The sequence below is a fragment of the Enterococcus sp. AMC1623 genome (assembly GCF_058216495.1).
In genome coordinates this window covers 2,142,941-2,160,713 of record NZ_CM177096.1, presented here as the reverse complement: position 1 = coordinate 2,160,713, position 17,773 = coordinate 2,142,941, and the positions used below count along the sequence as shown (strand labels likewise).

Here is a 17,773-nt window from a genome sequence, read left to right as displayed (position 1 = left end):
CCTAGGCTCAGACTATAGACAAATAGTCTAAAAGAAGAGCTATGTATATACGCAATTCGAGGTATATATTATACTCTGTGTATACAATTAAAGGGTGAATAAAATGAAAATACACGGAAAAGTTATGTTAGACTAAATCACAACAATTGATTATGAGGCTAGAAATTGTAAATTTCTAGAATACACTTCTGAAAGCTTAATAGAAGAATTGCTAACAAAAATTCGAGCTGTGTTTCAAAAGTATAAATCAAAAAAGGAAGTAAATAATATCTTTAATAAATGAATAATCGTACTAAAAAAACCAATTTTATTACATTGGCTTTTTAGTACGATTATTCGTTTATTTTTTTATAGTCCCAGAAATACTCCCTGCTACAACATTGTTATTTCCAGGTGCAACTCTCAAGTAAAATGAAATATCTGTATAACTCACTGAGATAGTACCTGTTTTTGTTGTATTACCTGATAAAGAACCAGTAGCATAGTTAAAAACTAAATCTTTCCATTGATAGCTAAGTGGAGTGCTACCAGTATTCTTTAATTCAAATTTATATTTTTTTAGACCAGTATAGTTATAGTTACTATACAAAGTTCCATAATTGTTAAAACTGCCAGAAAGTGCCGGTGGATTTCCTTTTGAAGCAAGATTCCACTCTGACCAGGGAATTGAAGGTCCTTGAGGAGAAACACCATTTTCTTGAACTTCTTTCATTACATCAGTTTCATCTGCAAGAGGTTCTGAATCATCCCAATTATTTTCTATCTTCCACTGCTCCAAAAATTCATTGGGAATGGTATTCGTAACAATTTCAACTCCATTAGGAAATGTTTCAACTTCAGTAGTTATTTTTGAATAATCAATAGAAACTTGTTCTTCGGCACTAACCATTTGAGAACCTAAACTTACCGATACTAACAAACCGCCCAACAATACTAATTTTTTCATTATAATTCCTCCTTGAATTTTAATAAATGTTTACAAATAAAAAATATCATAAGTTATCAATGTTTTAAATTAAAATTTTTGATAATAAGATTAAAACCTTGATATATCAACATGACAGTATTTGTGTCATTTATAATAGAGCTAGTTTTTGAACTAAAATATAGAAAAATGCTATTGTGAGTGTTAAGCTGACAAACATAAAACTCTTATAAACAAAAATGGGCGATAATCTGTCTAGGATATAAAATGAAAAAATGATATTAATAGTTACGAGGGGGATAGTTTATGAAAACTATTGGCGAAAAAATAAAAAAATTAAGAAGTGAACACAAATGGACTCAAAAAGAACTAGCAGAAAAATTGAATATTTCTAGATCTTCTATTACAAATTGGGAAAATGGAAGAAATTATCCGGATATTCAGTTAATCATCAATATTTCAGAATTATTCAATATATCCCTCGATGAATTGTTGAAAGGAGATAAAGTTGTGGTGGAAAAAATTACTAATGATACAAAAATTAGAAAAAAACAAACTACACAATTACGAGTCTTTTATTTTTTAGGTACAGTATTAGTATTATTATGTTTATGCTTTGGCATACCCGCATTTATACATGCTAATGTTTTTTCTATGAGCCAAATTAAATCTGTAGAAGTCACTGAAAACAATTTAGTAATAGAAACAGATTTACCATTTTATAGAGAATATACAGGGTATATGCTATCTGGTTCTTTAGCGAATCCATGGAATATGGAACTACAACTAGGAACAACAATCAGTTTTTCAAAAAATAAAGACAATATAATTGTGATACCATTAGACGATTCACAATTGTTTGGAGAAATGCACGGTATAGAATTTGTTAATTCATTCGGTAATAGGTACAATGTTGTTAGAATTGACAATAGATAAAATTCGATAATTAAGTTGAAAAGAGTAGCATATATGCTGCTCTTTTTTTATGAAAACCAATGCTATAATTGAATATACAAACAAATTATTTTAAACAGTACACATTTCGGTATACTAAAGCATGTTTTTTGTATGGCAAAATAGTTAAAAATTAACGATACAATTTGCCACATATATTTTTGTGACAAAACATAACTTTTTTATATATTTTAGATGAGCTAAAGTAACGTTGAGGAGGATATTATGATTAAGGATATGATTAAATCTAAGAGAAAAGAATTAAATATGACACAAGAAATACTAGCAGAAAAATTAAATGTATCTCGTACAACAGTGTCTAGTTGGGAAACTGGCCGTACATATCCAGACCTTGATATGGTTGTGAAGTTATCAGAAGAATTTAAAGTTAGTTTAGACTACTTATTGTTAGGAGATGAGGTAATCGTGAATAAAATATCAAAAGATACTAGAAAAGGAAGAATTCTAAAAAAAATAATTTGGATTGTAATATTTTTATTCTTATTGTTAACGATATATTCTTTAATATGGAAAGTTAAAACAGATAATTTATACAGAAATTTGGATAGGGAGGAATGGAAAGAGACTGAATACGGTTTTTATAAAAAAGAAGATTCAATTGGGTACAGTGTTAATAAAATAAAAACATATAAAATATGGGAAATACCCAGTCAATTGGATCTTATTGCAGATGCAAACTCTACACATGGGGACGAATCATTTATAAATGGTGTATCAATTATCTATAGTGGAACAAAAGAAAAGTTTTTAGTTTCCTGGTTATCAAGGAATCTATCAGGTCAGCAATTATATATGGACTCTTCATTCACTTACAAAGAAACGTTACAACCTTTGGAAATACCAACTATTTCATATGAGTTTCAAAAAATTTTTGATAAAGAATTGGATATTGAACGGCCATATCTTTTACAATTTTTAAATAAAATAGATTCTGAATGGAAAAAAATAAATTAAAAACTAAGGCATGAATTATTTTAAGATAATTCATGCCTTAGTTCATGTCACCAAACTCGATATTCTATAATGTGATCCATAAGTTGGATTCTTTGGCCACTGGCATCTCTAGTTATACTAATTTGTATTCCATATCTACCACTCTCTTCATAGCCATTTCTGACATTTAATGTTTTGTATCTATAGTTTGCATATCTAATATGCTGTAGAGATGGATAGTAACGATATTGATAAAATGCAGAAACAACGTCAACAAACATTGCTTATGGTCCAATCTCAATTGAATTAAGAAGATTTTGTTTTGCCAGATTTTGCTTATCTGTTAAATCGTAAATTTTTAAATTAGGATTAGCTAAATCATAGCCGAGATCAGAAATTTGTTGTTTAGCATTTTCACTCAACTCATCTACAGTAACAAGTTGTTCATCTTTTATAGGATGAACAGGATATAATTCCGATGCAACTACAGCTTTTTCTCCAACACTTAGACCAATACCAACCAATAAACTTGTAAACAGTAACAAACAGATTTTTTTCATTAAAATTCACTCCTTATTATTTTTTACAAGCTTATTATTTGACTAGTTTAGTAATAAAGTAAAGACACAGTTTGTAGCATTTAGATGATACAAATGAGTTTTTAAATACTAATATTATTTCAAATATATATATTTCCATATACAAATGTATATTTTGGTAGTACAACGATATACAATAAAAATATCTTTGGTATAGTTAAATTATACAAATTTTTCATATTAAAGGAGGAACTTTATCAAATGGAAATGACAATTAAGCAATTAGCTGATGAACTGGGTGTAAATAAAAGAAAAATAATTTATAGAGTAAAAAAATTACCTCATAACTTATACACTAAAAGAAATAATGTCGTTTATATAACTGAAGAAGGAATCAAAAAAATTACAGATGAGATATCAAAAAATATGAGTTCAACACAAAAATCTGATAATGATACTGAAAAGAAAAATGATTATGAAAAAAGTTTAATTGAGCAACTAGAAATTAAAGATCAACAAATTAGGATACTTCAAAATGCATTAGAGACACAACAAAAATTACTAGATCAACAACAACAATTAAGTGCTGAAGATAAGATAGTAATAAAAGAGCTGCAATCTCAAATAGCATTAAATGAACCAATGAAAGAGTATTATTCTATTCATGAAAATAATAATGACAAAAAAAACAAAGAAATTAGAAAATGGTATCAATTTTGGATTCATAAAACAAATAACTAAAAATTTTGTAAACGTAAATAAATTCAACGGCGGTGAAGTTAACCTAGCATCAGAACACAACTTTTTCTTTTTTTGTTTATCTATCAATTAAACTCTTATGGTTTCGTTCCTACATCAGACGAGTTTTCTTATTTTGATTGTTCCTCTCAAAATAAAAACATTGACATATGCCAGAACTGTCTCTTACATTCTCAATGTACTATGAGTAAACCATGTTAAAAAATGGTCACTCGGCATATTTGGCAAGAGTATCTTAAACAAGTAGAAGAATTGTGTCACACAGAATTGAATCGTCGGATTTATAAATGATGGAAAGAAACAATTGAACGTGTCTTTGCAGATGCGAAAGAAAAGCATGGGTTACGGTAGACGAACTATCGCTCCTTAGAAAAAGTTGCCGTACACACAATGCTTACGTTTGTTGCCATGAATTAAAAAAATTAGCCACTTGGCTAAAAAAGGCAGAAAGCCTTTTTTTTTGAGTAAAAACAAAAATAGAATGTATAATCGCTATGTTTTAGGATTATACATTCTATTTGTCTACAGTCTGAGCCTAGGAAATTTATTTTCCTAAGCTTTTTTTAGTTTTAAGGTCATGGCATTTAAGGCGACAACAATAGTACTAATTGACATCAAAATCGCTCCGAGAGCTGGACTTAATAAAATACCCATAGGAGCTAAAACTCCGGCAGCTAAGGGAATCGCAAGGATGTTGTAACCTGCGCCCCACCAAAGATTTTGAATCATTTTTTTTCGGGTTTCTTTGGCTAAATCTAAGAAATGTAAAATATCTTCAGGATTGCTATTGGTCAACACGACATCAGCAGAGTCAATTGCGACATCAGTCCCTGCACCAATCGCTACGCCAATGGTGGCACGTGCAAGACTCGGTGCGTCATTAATTCCATCACCTACCATCATTACGCGGTTGCTCTTGTTGACCCATTCTGATACAATTCGCTCTTTGTCATCTGGGAGCAAACCTGCGTAATAATTTTTTATTCCTAAATAATTCGTCACATTTTTGGCAGCTTCTTCATTATCGCCTGTTAGCATGACTGGTTCGATGCCACGGCTTTGTAGATGAGCGATAAATTGTTTTGCCTCAGGTTTGATTTGATCACCTAATGCAATAAAAGCAATCAATTCATTTTCTATAACAAGGAAACTTAAGGTATTTCCTTGTTCTTGATAAGGTCGAATCAGGGAGGCAGTCACTGTTTTATCCATTCGTTGCAATTCTTTTTGATTAATAATTTTGATTGCTTTGCCTTCGACGGTGCCTGATAATCCCACACCGGAAATATTTTGTTCGTCTTGTGCAGTGTAAGGTTGAATTTCTTTTGTTTTTAAATAGTTCATAATTCCAGTTGCGATGGGGTGATTTGCAGAAGCCTCTAAGGCACCAATATATTTCAGAGCCGCTTCTTTAGAATAATTGCTATCGATCACTTCAACGCCAGTGACGGAAAATGTTCCTTGGGTTAACGTTCCTGTTTTATCCAAGAAAATCGTATCAATATCGTGAGCATTTTCAAGTGCATTCCGATTTTTTAACAATAAACCATTTTTTGCAGCAATCGAAGTAGAGCGAGCAACCACCAAAGGAATAGCTAAACCTAACGCATGCGGACAAGCAATAATCAAGACCGTCACCATGCGTTCTAACGCCATAGGTAAATCTGTAAGAGTCAACCAAATCACAAAGGCAAGCACGCCAACTGTCACAGCAATATAAAATAACCACTTAGCAACTTTATCCGATAGCGCTTCTAGCTGTGATTTTTCAGATTGGGCTTTTCTAACCATTTCCATGACTTGGGCTAAATAGCCATTCTCACCTGTCCCCGTTACTTGAATATGAATGGTTCCATCACCGTTTACAGAACCACCAATCACCCGATCACCGATTGTTTTTTTTACGCCTTTTGATTCACCCGTTACGGCGGATTCATCGACGATAGTTTGTCCTTTTAAGATATGTCCATCGGTAGGCATCTTATCTCCAGCACGAACAACTAAGGTATCGCCTTTGTGAATAGCTTGTAACGAAAGCCGTTCTTCTTGCCCATCTGTATGCAGTTTGGTCACTTCATCTGGTAAAAGCTCGGCTAATTTTTGTAAGGCATTACTAGCATTGGAAACGGCATTCATTTCAATCCAATGACCTAATAACATAATGACAATCAAACTTGCTAGTTCCCAGAAGAAATCCATAACATGTTGATGGAAAAAATTCGTAGCAATAAACGAGTAGAGACTATAGACATAAGAAACTGTAATCCCTAAGGAAATCAGTGTCATCATGGCAGGATTTTTTTGTTTGATTTCCATTTTAGCGCCACTTAAAAATGGTTGTCCACCATAGAAAAATAAAATGGTTGCTAAAACTAAGACGACCCATTCTGAACCAGGAAAGCTAAATTGAAACGGCAATTCCATACCCATCATTGGCGATAAAATAATAATCGGAATAGCTAAGATGAAGGAGAGCCAAAACTTTTGTTTAAAATTTCCCATATGCATAGAATGATCCATCTCATGCATATGTTGATGATCCATGTTTTCCATATTTTCCATATGACTTTTTTCATGGTGTGAATGATCCATGTGTTGGTGGTGCTTTTCATCGTGCATTAGAAACACTCCTTTATATTGTTTACTTTTGTAATCATTTGTAACTTCATTGTAGACTTGTAATTTTTTTGTGTCAAATAAAAGCCATCTAGGTTTTTTCCATAAAAACAACGGATGGAAAGCAATCATCAATGATGCGTTTCCATCCGTTATTTTTAGTTATTTATCGTCTTCTTTATGCGAAAAGTAGACTGCTAGTAAGTCATTAATGTACGATCTATCCGTTTTAGAAAGAAAACCTTGATCGTTGTAAAGAATTTGTACGTTTGAGTCTAATAAATCATGAATATCAAATGGTGCTAATTGTGCAGAAGATGCAGGTGGGGTGATACCTAATAAATAGTCTATTGAAACACCGAAAATTTCTGCTAATAGTTTTAGTTCATCTGTGGTAATTTTTCGATAACCAGATTCAATTTTACTCATTGTAGACTTGCTTAAACCCATTTTTTCAGCGAGCTGTGTTTGTGTCCAATTTTTACTTTCTCTTAAATCAATGATGCGTTTCGAAAGCTCATTTGTCATGGTAAACATACGCTCCTTTCTCGGCTTAATTATGGCTTCATTTTAGCACCGTTGCGAAAAAAGCTACGGAATATTTATCAAAAAGAAACTAACTCTATTGACGTTTCTAAATGCGAAATATATAGTAAAAAAGAGAGGTGTTAGAAAAATGGAGGATGAGAAGGGTTATGTTGTTAATCTAGAGTTAATTAGGAAAACTCGCCTTGAAAAAGGGTATTCATTGCAAAAAATGGTTAATTTAATCGAAATATTAGATAAAACAAAATACTACCGGCGCGAAAAAGGCTTGGTTAGCTTTAAGCCAGAAGAAATCCCGTTGATTGCATGTATTTTAGAAATCCCGTTAGAGCAAATGTTTGTCAAAGTTTCTAAAAAGAAAAAAACGTTCACGAGGCTAAGAAATTAATTCATAAGAAAAATATTAAAAATAAATTTTGGATAGTGCGCAAGATTTAACAAATAAAATCTAATGTACTATCTTTTCGTATGCAAAAATTAGATGAAACGAAGAATTATTTGTAGAACTTTTATTAGAAAATGATTAATTTGAAATGTGTATACGGTTAAATTAAATGAGGTTATAACCGATAAAGATAGAGAATAATTAATAAAGAGAGGCGTGTTTGTGATGAATTTTAATTTAGACTCCCAACAAAAAGAGCTATTTTTTAATGCAATGTTCAAAGAATTAGCAGTTATCATTTTTAATATAGATAAAGAAGTCGTTTTTTCAAATGAAAAAATGGCAGGTGCCCTAGGATATACACCAGAGGAATTAATCAATGTTCGCCATCAAAATTTCTGTTTTGATGAGTATGTTGCTAGTAATGATTACCAAAATTTTTGGAATTCATTATTAATAGCTAAAAAAAGTTTTCAAGATAAGATTTTTCGTAAAAAGAAAAACGGTGAGTTAATTATTTTAGAAAGTGTTTATTTTCCAGTATTGGATGACCGTAAAAAAGTAATTAATGTGATCAAAATTGCCTTTGATATTACCAAAAGAGAAAGTCTGCTAACAACGACCATCAAAAAAGTGCAAGATAGTTCAGAAGCATTGACCGAAATTTCTATAGATGGTAATGAAAAGATTAGTATTTTAACCGATAATTTAAAAGAGGTGGATTCCTTATCAACCAATAATCAACTAGCTACCAAAATTTTGGAAGAAGATATAAAAAAAATATCCGCTATTTTAACAGCAATTAATTCAGTGGCGCAACAAACTAAATTGCTGTCATTCAACGCTTCTTTAGAGGCAGCGCGTGTCGGCAGCAAAGCATCAGGTTTTAGTATTGTAGCGAGTGAGATGCAAAAGTTAGCCAATCAAACCAAGCAACTTACGCAAGACATCCATAATAATATCGAATCAATTAATGAACAATCCAGTAAAGTTTTGGAAAGTTCTACGTCAACCAATAATAAAATTAATGATTCTAAAGAGAACTTAGAAAGTCTTCTAGAATCATATAAAAAATTGCTTGAAACAGCCAATAGTCTAAATAATGAAGCCATCGCTTTACAAGATGTTAATTAGCGATTAATTCCACAAAAAAAGAGCGTTCACTGATTTTTAAAAGTGAACGCTCTTTTGCTTAAAATAAAAAAGTGCCCGTCAGTGGGGGCTGACGGGCAAGGAGTAAAAATGAAAAAGTGTTTTAGGGTTGTTTGTTGGTATGCTTATACTATAAAGAAGAGATGTGAAAAAAGTGTGATGAAAATATTTCGTTTTAGTTAAATTACTAAAATAACAAAAAAAGTAAAAAAAAAGAGCCTGCCAGTGGGTAGCTGGCAGGCAAGGAGTTAAAAATGAAAAAGTGTTAGTTAGGGTTGTTTGTTGGTATACATATACTATAAATAATAAATGTGAATTATTTGTGATAAAAGTGTTTTAAAGTTATTAAAAATCCGCGAAAATAACTATTTTCGATCAACCAAGTACCAAATCATCCCAATGACAAAACCAATGAAAGCAGGTAAGACCCATCCCATGCCAATGGCGAACAAAGGGAGATATTCTTCGCCTAAATGGATCATCCATTGGGCAAAACTCGTGTTAGCTAAAAATTTTGGACTAGCATTTAAGCCATCGATAATTGAAGCAATTAACGTAAAATAAGTGGTCATTTGATAGACACGTGAATCATGCTTAAATAGTGGGCCGATAATTGCTAATAAAATTAACGTCATCGCTAATGGATATAAAAACATCAAGACGGGTGTAGAAAATTCAATGATTTTTGTTAAACCAATATTTGCAAATAAACAGGCCATTAAACTGACGCTAGTAGCAAAAAAGAGATAGTTTTGTTTGGGAAACAGTTCAATAAAAGTTTCTGAGAAGGCCGAGATGAGGCCAATCGCTGTTTTTAAGCAAGCAATAATAACAATTAAAGCTAATACAATGCTACCAAACGTTCCTAAATAATGTTGAGCAATTTGTGCGAGCGCAATACCGCCATTTTGACTTAGTTCAAAGGTCCCTAAACTCATTGTTCCCATATAAGACAAAAGACTATAAATAACACCCATTAATACAATGCTGATAGCACCCGATTTAATCGTATCAATTGCAATGGTTGCAGGTCGAGTGATTCCACGATGACGAATGGTGGTGACAATAATAATTCCAAATGCTAAAGAGGCTAAGGCGTCAAGCGTATTGTAACCTTCCACAAAGCCTTTAAAGAATGCGTTTGATTCATAAGCTACTTGAACTGGTGCACTATTAATCGCCCCCATTGGCTTAATAAAGGCCATCAATAATAAAATTCCTAATAAAAGTAAGAACAATGGATTTAAAAATTTTCCAATATAGTCCAATAATTTTGACGGTTTACGCGCAAACCACCACGCAGTAAAGAAAAACAATAGACTGAATAAAGCTAACACCAATGTTATTTGCTTTTCAGGTATAAAAGGAGCTAGCCCGATTTCAAAAGAAGTGGTGGCTAAACGAGGAAGCGCGAAAAAGGGACCGATAACTAAATAAAGTAAAATGGTAAAAATAAAGGCATATTTCTTATTAATTTTTGATGCTAAATCAAATAATCCATTGCTTTGGGAACTCCCAATAGCAATCACACCTAAAAAAGGTAAGCCAATTCCTGTTACTAAAAATCCTAAATTTGCAGCAAAAACATTTGCCCCTGCTTCTTGTCCCATATGAACAGGAAAAATTAAGTTACCTGCTCCAAAAAATAATCCAAATAACATGGAACCAATATAAAGATAATCTTTGAATATTAATTTTTTTTCCATAACAAACTCACTTTCTAAAAATACTAAAAAATTGCTGTCCTCAAAGTAACAAACTATATCCGAAATAGCAATTCATATTATTATTTTTTCAGTAAATACTCATGAAAAGAAGAAAGTATCTTCTACATAAAAACAAGACAAAAAATTCAAGCTATCAGTAGAGAATCTGTAATAGCTTGAATTTTTCTATAATGCTTTACAATAGACGGGGTTAATCGTTTAATACACGATGTAAAAACTCCTTGGTACGTACTTCTTTTGGATGAACAAAAATATCTTCAGGAGTACCTTCTTCGGCAATCACTCCTTTGTCCATGAAAATAACACGGTCAGAAACTTCTTTGGCAAAGCCCATTTCGTGGGTAACGATAACCATTGTTAACCCAGTTTCTGCTAAATCTTTCATGGTTTTTAATACTTCACCGACCATTTCTGGGTCAAGTGCAGACGTTGGTTCATCAAAAAGCATGACATCGGGGTTCATTGATAAGGCACGAGCGATGGCAACGCGTTGTTTTTGTCCACCAGATAGTTGGGCAGGTTTAGCTGAAACAAAACGGTCCATGCCGACTTTTTTTAAGTTTTCTAAAGCAATTTGTTTTGCTTCTTCACGATTACGTTTTAAGACAGTTACTTGTCCTGTTACACAATTTTCTAAAACATCCATATTATTAAATAAATTGAATGATTGGAAAACCATCCCTAAATGTGTTCGGTATTTTGATAAACTGTAGCCTTTTGCTAAGACATTTTCACCTTTATATAAAATTTCACCACTTGTTGGTTTTTCTAATAAGTTGATGCAACGCAATAATGTTGATTTTCCTGATCCAGAAGAACCAATGATGGTTAACACTTCGCCTTTATTGACAGTTGCATTAATATCTTTTAATACTTCATTTGAGCCAAAGCTTTTCTTTAAATGATTAATTTCGATAATTGCTGACATATTGGTTCCTCCTTATTGTTTGCTTTCTTCAGTTTCTTCTAAACGAACATACGCAGAAGGGCCGTCCATTCTCTTCTCCATTAAGCGCAGTAGACGAGTGGCAGTAATGGTTAAGACAAGGTAAATGGCACCGATAATGGTAAATGTTTGGAAGAACAATAAATTAGTTCCGGCAGCAGCAGATCCTTGATAGAATAAATCCCCTACACTGATAACACTTAAAACAGCGGTATCTTTAATGTTAATGACTGTTTCATTTCCGATAGCAGGTAAAATGTTACGGATAACTTGTGGCAATACAACTTTGGTCATGGTTTGACGATGTGTCATCCCAATTGCTTGTGCAGCTTCGAATTGTCCTTTATCAACAGCGAAAATTCCGCCACGTACGATTTCAGACATGTATGCTCCTGTATTAATAGAAACAATTAGTAAGGCAGCAATCGTACGATTTAAGTCAATTTGGAAAGCCAGTGCTAAACCATAGAAGATAACCATTGCTTGCACCATCATTGGTGTGCCACGGAAAACTTCAATATAGATTGTTAAAATCCAGTTGATAATTTTTTGGCAGAAACGTGCAACAGGATTATCTGATTCAGGTAACGTACGGAAAACACCGACTAATAAACCAATTAAAGTACCGGCAATGGTTGAGAAAATCGCAATAAAGACGGTGACTCCTGCACCACGCAAGAATAATCCACCATATTGCGTAATAATATTTTTAAAAACTTGAACAAGACCTAACTCTTCTTCATATGAGGCGGAAGGTTGATTTGCTACCGCATCATCCATGATTTTATTGCGCTCGTCTTGAGAAATCGTTGCTAAGACTTCATTGACTTTAGCAATCATTTCATCATTTTTGCGCATCCCCACCGCTACTTGAACATCTTCTGGATTTGTTTGGAATCCTTGCTCTTCAGAAAACTCAAGCATTTTAAAGTTTTTATTTACGTTAGCTGCAGTGACACCTTCTGGACGTTCACTGACATAACCATCAATGACTCCGGAAGACAACGCCACACGCATAGCTGAAAAGTTTTGTTGGGCTTGTTGTTTTTCAACGCCAGGAATTTGGTCAATTACACTATAATGAAAAGTATTTAATTGTGCAGTTACTTTGGCGCCTTCTAAATCAGTTAAACTTTGCGCATCGGCATATTTGCCATCTTTTTGAACCACCACAACTAAATGTGATTCATAATAGGGATCGGTAAAAGAAATTTCTTTACGACGTTCCTCGGTAGGTGACATCCCTGCCACGATGGCATCAATTTTATTGGAGTTTAATGCAGGTACAAGACCATCCCATTGAATAGCCACAACTTCTAATTTTTTTCCTAATCCGTCAGCAATTCGTTTGGCAATTTCAACGTCGTACCCACCGACGTATGTATTTTTTTCGCCACTTTTAGGTACAGCACCGTGTGCATCTGTTGTTTGCGTCCAGTTAAATGGCGCATACGCTGCTTCCATTCCAACACGGAAAGTATCTTCGTCATCGGCAAAACTTGTTGGTGTTATTCCCAAAAATAACGTTGCTATAAATGAAAATAAGACAAGTAAGGTTGCTTTCTTTTTCATAATAAATCCTCTTTTCTTTTTTACGAGCACGCCAACGAAAAATAAAAAACAGCCGCACTCCATTATTGGAAAACGGCTGTTGGACTATTTTGTCAACAAACTTCTCACAAAAACATAGCGCATCTTAGCTGTTGCTAAGACAGTTCGCAAATTATTCACTTGCGACCCAACAGTTCTTTTAAGCAAAAAAAGACTGTTTCGGCGATGTTCCCTAGTTCTGTTTCTATGTGTTGCTTCACTCCACAGAGTTAATGAACCTCGCGACCTCTACCTCGTTGAAGGTATCTCGTATTCAATTTTGATTCTTGGAAAATTCTAGAAGAAATCACACGATTTGTCAACTAAAAGCTTAAGCCGCTTTTAGTTTTGGTTCCCGTCCAAGAACTGCTTGAATTACAGTTAAGCCAAGCAAAACAGCTAAAACTAAATAAATTAAACTTGAGTATTGAGTCACGCCAAAGCCCCATGTACGATAAATCACTAATGAAACTGCTTGAATAATCGCCACAACTACATTAAAGAATGCAAACGCCCATAGGTTTCCATTTTCTTTGCGAGATAGGTAAAAAATTGAAAACCATACACTTAAAATAGCCCAAGCAATACAAACAAAAATAATCGCCCAATAAATAATAGATGCTAACATGTCATTTTCACCTCACTTTTTCTTTATACAATCACGTTTTATTTTAGCACGTTTTTACAAGAGTGTCATGAAAAAATCGCAAATAATTGTGGAATTTGTGAAAAAATGTGAAAAATAAATCCTAACTAAAAATTCAGTAGCAGGATACTTTTTCGAAAAAAAGCACTAGAATTAACTGAAAAAGTTTTTTTATACGCATAATACACGTATAATATGTTACGAGGTGATAAACGTGAATTATTGCAGCCGTCAAGAAGCAAAAAAACAAATTCTAGATGCTCGCTCACTGACTTTTTTAACAGGTGCGGGTATTTCAACACCCTCAGGTATTCCTGACTATCGTTCGTTGAAAGGTGTTTATCAAGGAATGGACGCACCAGAGTATTTACTAAGTCGTGAATGTCTGGAAAATGAACCACAAAAATTTTACGATTTTGTTATGCAGTTGTATCATCCGACTGCTAAACCGAATATCATTCACCAGAAGATTGCGATGCTATCTAACGAAAAAGACGTACATGTGGTAACGCAAAATATCGACGGTCTTCACGAAAAGGCGGGGACGCCACACTGTACGAATTTTCATGGCACGTTATATGCTTGTACTTGTCATAAATGTGGAGAAGCAGTGGCTTGGCAGTCGTATATTCAATCAGATTGTCATGCAGTGTGTGGCGGTCAAATTCGTCCAAATGTTGTATTGTACGGTGAGGGGTTTCAAGAAACGATAGTGCAAAAGGCGATGCAAGCTGTCGCTCAAGCAGATTTATTGGTGATTGTAGGGACGTCTTTTCAGGTGCACCCATTTTGCGATTTGATTCATTATAAAAAAGCTTCGGCTGATTGTTTAGTCATTAATCAAACGGAGATTTATTTACCGATTTCGCATCATTTATTACAAGAAGATGCGAGTCACGTTTTTGCTGAACTTTAATTATAGGAGGAACTAGAATGACGTTTCGTAGTGAAAAAGAAAAAATGATTGCCGGAGAATTGTATTTTTCAGGTGATCCAGAATTAGCAGCTGATCGCAAATTTGCAAGAGAACAAATGCGCTTGATTAATCAAGAAGTGGATTCAGAAATTCGCGGACAATTGTTAAAAGAAACATTTGGTCACGTCGTTAATCGTGCGCACGTAGAACCCAATTTACGTTTTGATTATGGATATAATATTTTTGTTGGGAAAAACTTCTATGCCAATTATGATTGTGTGATGTTAGATATTTGTCCGATTCGAATTGGTGATAACTGTATGTTTGCACCAAATGTACAATTATATACAGCCTCACATCCCTTACATCCTGTGAAGCGCAACAGTGGATTAGAAGATGGTTCACCGATTACGATTGGTGACAATGTTTGGATCGGTGGAAGTTCGGTTATTATTCCAGGAGTAACGTTAGGTGATAATGTCGTGGTTGGTGCGGGGAGTGTTGTGACCAAATCATTTCCAGATAATGTCGTCATTGCAGGAAACCCAGCACGTGTGATTAAAGAAATTGAATTAGAACCGAACACGCTGACACCTTTAGCAAAAGAACGTCAAAAAATTGATCGCATTGATAAACAAATCGCGCAATTATTAGAAGAGCGCATGAATGTTGTCGCAGAAATTGCCCATATTAAAAAAGAAACAAAAACATCTGTATTGGACAATTCACGTGAAGAACGGGTGTTAGAACAAGTGCGCGAGTATGTAGAGAATCAAGATTACGCAGATACGATTGTTGAGACGTTTAAAGATGTCATGAAACATTCTCGAACATATCAAAATCGTCAATTGGAGGAATAGAGATGGAAGGAACGAAACGCCGTCAGCTTATTCTAGAACAATTGGCGCAAAGCACCCAACCAATCAGTGCGAGTCGTTTCGCTAAAGAATTCGGTGTGAGTCGTCAAATTATCGTAGGAGATATTGCGTTATTACGCGCAGCGGGTGAAGAAATTATTGCTACTGCTCGTGGATATAAAAGAGAGAAAATAAATCACGCGAAAGAAAGCAAGATTGCGGTACAGCATAATGAAGAACAGACACAAGAAGAGCTAGAAACGATTGTGGCGCTTGGTGGCGAAGTTCTAGATGTGATTGTCGAACATGAATTATATGGAGAACTAGTCGGACAGTTACAAATTAGCAGCCAACAAGATGTCGAAATATTCATGAAAAATTATAAAAAAACAAATGCTAGTTTGCTTTCAAAATTAACGGGTGGGATTCATTTGCATACAATTCGTTATAAAAATGAAGAAATGTTCGAAAATATCAAAAAGGCACTTGCTGAAAAAGGAATCTTGTATCAACAGTAAAAAAATGAATCACGGCTGTTGACATTTGCTTTTGGATACTGTAAATTAATCACATCAAGTAATAAATATAAACATTTCTTATGAGAAGGAAAGTAAACTTGGATGCTTTGTAGAGAGACTCTGGTTGGTGAAAAGAGTCAAGTTCAGAAGAGTTGAAAATGGCCTTGGAGGAAAGAATATCGATAGGTAGGTATTCTCGGAGCGTTCTACCGTTAAAAGGAACACCAATTTTTCTAAATAGAAATGTTGGATTGAGGGAAGGCAACTTCCGAACAAAGGTGGTAACACGATTTATTCGTCCTTTTGCTAGTTTAACTAGTAAAAGGACTTTTTTTATACACTTTATACAAAGACATGGTAAGTAAAAAAGCAGATAACTTTAATCAGAGAGCTTCGGTAGCTGAAAAGAAGCAAAGAGATCATTTTTGAAAATGGCCATCGAGTATTCAATGTCGAGCAAACAACCGTTTGTAAGGAATTGACGGAGCAACCGTTACATTGCACGAGTATAGTCATGCTATACTTACAGAGAAGCTGAGTATTCAGCTAAAACTGAGGTGGTACCACGCAAAAAAGCGTCCTCAAGAAAATAAACAATAGCGTTATTTTCTTGAGGATGCTTTTTTTATATCAGAGGCGACCATCAAGAAATCGAGGAAAATAGGAGGAAAAATAATGATTGATTTAAAAGATATTTCTGTAACCTTTACGCAAGGAAATCGTGAAATTCATGCAGTTAAAAATGTTAATTTACATGTAGATAAAGGGGATGTTTACGGCATAGTTGGTTACTCTGGTGCCGGCAAAAGTACATTAGTACGTGTTATTAATTTATTGCAACGTCCAACAAATGGATTAGTGGAAATTAATGGGACGGAATTCACTAAATTAACAGCCAAAGAATTGCGTGCAAAAAGAAAATCAATTGGTATGATTTTCCAGCACTTTAACCTAATGAAAAGCCGCTCCATTTTTGATAACGTTGATTTTTCTTTGAAATATTCAGGAAAATCGAAACAGGAACGTCGTCAAAAAGTAACGGAACTACTTGAATTAGTTGGCTTGTCAGATAAAGTGGATGCTTACCCAAGTCAACTATCTGGGGGACAAAAACAACGGGTGGCGATTGCCAGAGCGTTAGCCAATGATCCAGAAATTTTACTTTGTGATGAAGCAACTAGTGCTTTGGATCCAAAAACAACCTTACAAATTTTAGCTTTGTTACGAGAATTAAATAAAAAATTAGGGTTAACTATTGTCTTAATTACCCATGAAATGCAAGTGGTAAAAGAAATTTGTAATAAAGTTGCTGTCATGGAAGACGGTGAAGTAATTGAGCAAGGCGATAGTGTTCAAATTTTCAGCAGTCCACAAAAACCACTGACGAAGGACTTTATTCGTACAGCAACACATATCGATCAAGCGTTAGAAACCATTTTAAGTAGTGAAAGTTTCTCTCACTTAGAAGAAAATGAATGGTTAGTTGAACTATCTTATGTAGGAGACTCAACTAGTGAACCATTAATTGCGAAATTATTCCGTGATTATCAATTGACCACAAATATTCTATATGGAAATGTTGAAATTATTCAAGATGTGCCACTTGGAAGCTTAGTTGTCACGTTAGCTGGTGATTTAGAACAACGATACAAAGCGTTTGATTTCTTAATTTCAGAAGGCGTAACAGTTAATATTTTGAAAAAAGCAGAAGAACATACAGCAACTGTAAGGGGAGGTATCTAG

Annotated in this window: 17 protein-coding genes, 1 pseudogene, 1 riboswitch and 2 other annotated features; of the genes and pseudogenes, 10 read left to right on the top strand and 8 right to left on the bottom strand. The window is 34.0% G+C overall.

Features of this window, described 5'->3' with window-relative positions; all coding sequences use genetic code 11:
- Positions 1-340: 340 nt before the first annotated feature.
- The gene (locus AC4BC7_RS10495; RefSeq protein WP_490502815.1) at positions 341-946 is read right to left on the bottom strand and encodes a hypothetical protein; all 606 of its coding nucleotides are present in this window, start codon (positions 944-946) and stop codon (positions 341-343) included.
- Positions 947-1,231: 285 nt separating this feature from the next.
- Between AC4BC7_RS10495 and AC4BC7_RS10490 the strand changes: the two genes are divergently transcribed.
- Together AC4BC7_RS10490 and AC4BC7_RS10485 are read left to right on the top strand one after the other, a co-directional pair.
- Positions 1,232-1,861 carry a helix-turn-helix domain-containing protein gene (locus AC4BC7_RS10490; RefSeq protein WP_490502814.1) on the top strand — a complete coding sequence of 210 codons (630 nt, stop codon included), beginning with the start codon at positions 1,232-1,234 and terminating at the stop codon, positions 1,859-1,861.
- A 243-nt stretch (positions 1,862-2,104) separates the two neighbouring features.
- Entirely contained in the window at positions 2,105-2,854 is a 750-nt protein-coding gene (locus AC4BC7_RS10485) for a helix-turn-helix domain-containing protein (RefSeq protein WP_207871691.1), read from the top strand.
- A gap of 263 nt (positions 2,855-3,117) precedes the next feature.
- On the opposite strand, the gene AC4BC7_RS10480 is transcribed toward AC4BC7_RS10485, so the two are convergent.
- On the bottom strand, positions 3,118-3,393 hold the full coding sequence (locus AC4BC7_RS10480) for a hypothetical protein (RefSeq protein WP_490502813.1): 276 nt from the start codon (positions 3,391-3,393) through the stop codon (positions 3,118-3,120).
- A 240-nt stretch (positions 3,394-3,633) separates the two neighbouring features.
- On the opposite strand from AC4BC7_RS10480, the gene AC4BC7_RS10475 reads away from it, so the two are divergent.
- Together AC4BC7_RS10475 and AC4BC7_RS10470 are read left to right on the top strand one after the other, a co-directional pair.
- Positions 3,634-4,113, top strand: a complete 480-nt coding sequence (locus tag AC4BC7_RS10475; protein ID WP_207871689.1) for a DNA-binding protein — start codon at positions 3,634-3,636, stop codon at positions 4,111-4,113.
- Between the two features lie 165 nt (positions 4,114-4,278).
- Positions 4,279-4,687: pseudogene (locus AC4BC7_RS10470) on the top strand (transposase); the annotation flags it as partial.
- Here AC4BC7_RS10470 and AC4BC7_RS10465 read toward each other — a convergent pair.
- A complete protein-coding gene (locus AC4BC7_RS10465; protein WP_490504427.1) occupies positions 4,684-6,879 on the bottom strand; it encodes a heavy metal translocating P-type ATPase in 2,196 nt (731 codons plus the stop codon). The pseudogene AC4BC7_RS10470 and the gene AC4BC7_RS10465 sit on opposite strands and share 4 nt — an antisense overlap.
- Before the next feature lie 30 nt (positions 6,880-6,909).
- Positions 6,910-7,275, bottom strand: coding sequence for a helix-turn-helix domain-containing protein (locus tag AC4BC7_RS10460; RefSeq protein WP_490502812.1), 366 nt, complete (start codon positions 7,273-7,275; stop codon positions 6,910-6,912).
- 148 nt (positions 7,276-7,423) lie between these two features.
- On the opposite strand from AC4BC7_RS10460, the gene AC4BC7_RS10455 reads away from it, so the two are divergent.
- A complete protein-coding gene (locus AC4BC7_RS10455; protein WP_490502811.1) occupies positions 7,424-7,681 on the top strand; it encodes an XRE family transcriptional regulator in 258 nt (85 codons plus the stop codon).
- A gap of 222 nt (positions 7,682-7,903) precedes the next feature.
- Entirely contained in the window at positions 7,904-8,812 is a 909-nt protein-coding gene (locus tag AC4BC7_RS10450; protein WP_207871686.1) for a methyl-accepting chemotaxis protein, read from the top strand.
- A gap of 383 nt (positions 8,813-9,195) precedes the next feature.
- On the opposite strand, the gene brnQ is transcribed toward AC4BC7_RS10450, so the two are convergent.
- The 4 genes from brnQ to AC4BC7_RS10430 form a co-directional block, all read right to left on the bottom strand.
- Positions 9,196-10,536, bottom strand: coding sequence for a branched-chain amino acid transport system II carrier protein (gene brnQ, locus AC4BC7_RS10445; RefSeq protein ID WP_490502810.1), 1,341 nt, complete (start codon positions 10,534-10,536; stop codon positions 9,196-9,198).
- Positions 10,537-10,747: 211 nt separating this feature from the next.
- Complete coding sequence (locus tag AC4BC7_RS10440) at positions 10,748-11,485, bottom strand: amino acid ABC transporter ATP-binding protein (protein WP_207871684.1); 738 nt, start codon at positions 11,483-11,485, stop codon at positions 10,748-10,750.
- A gap of 12 nt (positions 11,486-11,497) precedes the next feature.
- Complete coding sequence (locus tag AC4BC7_RS10435; protein WP_490502809.1) at positions 11,498-13,075, bottom strand: ABC transporter permease subunit; 1,578 nt, start codon at positions 13,073-13,075, stop codon at positions 11,498-11,500.
- 107 nt (positions 13,076-13,182) lie between these two features.
- A riboswitch (Lysine riboswitch) is annotated at positions 13,183-13,353 on the bottom strand.
- 71 nt (positions 13,354-13,424) lie between these two features.
- Positions 13,425-13,721, bottom strand: coding sequence for a hypothetical protein (locus AC4BC7_RS10430; protein ID WP_207871682.1), 297 nt, complete (start codon positions 13,719-13,721; stop codon positions 13,425-13,427).
- 232 nt (positions 13,722-13,953) lie between these two features.
- On the opposite strand from AC4BC7_RS10430, the gene AC4BC7_RS10425 reads away from it, so the two are divergent.
- From AC4BC7_RS10425 to AC4BC7_RS10410, 4 genes are all read left to right on the top strand, one after another.
- Positions 13,954-14,655 (top strand): NAD-dependent protein deacylase, encoded by a 702-nt coding sequence (locus tag AC4BC7_RS10425; RefSeq protein ID WP_207871681.1) that lies wholly within the window; start codon positions 13,954-13,956, stop codon positions 14,653-14,655.
- A 17-nt stretch (positions 14,656-14,672) separates the two neighbouring features.
- On the top strand, positions 14,673-15,515 hold the full coding sequence (locus AC4BC7_RS10420; protein WP_490502808.1) for a chorismate mutase: 843 nt from the start codon (positions 14,673-14,675) through the stop codon (positions 15,513-15,515).
- A 2-nt stretch (positions 15,516-15,517) separates the two neighbouring features.
- Positions 15,518-16,030 carry a transcription repressor NadR gene (locus AC4BC7_RS10415; protein ID WP_490502807.1) on the top strand — a complete coding sequence of 171 codons (513 nt, stop codon included), beginning with the start codon at positions 15,518-15,520 and terminating at the stop codon, positions 16,028-16,030.
- A 71-nt stretch (positions 16,031-16,101) separates the two neighbouring features.
- Positions 16,102-16,336 (top strand) — a binding site (T-box leader).
- A 34-nt stretch (positions 16,337-16,370) separates the two neighbouring features.
- Positions 16,371-16,616, top strand: a binding site (T-box leader).
- An 89-nt stretch (positions 16,617-16,705) separates the two neighbouring features.
- On the top strand, positions 16,706-17,773 hold the full coding sequence (locus tag AC4BC7_RS10410; RefSeq protein ID WP_490502806.1) for a methionine ABC transporter ATP-binding protein: 1,068 nt from the start codon (positions 16,706-16,708) through the stop codon (positions 17,771-17,773).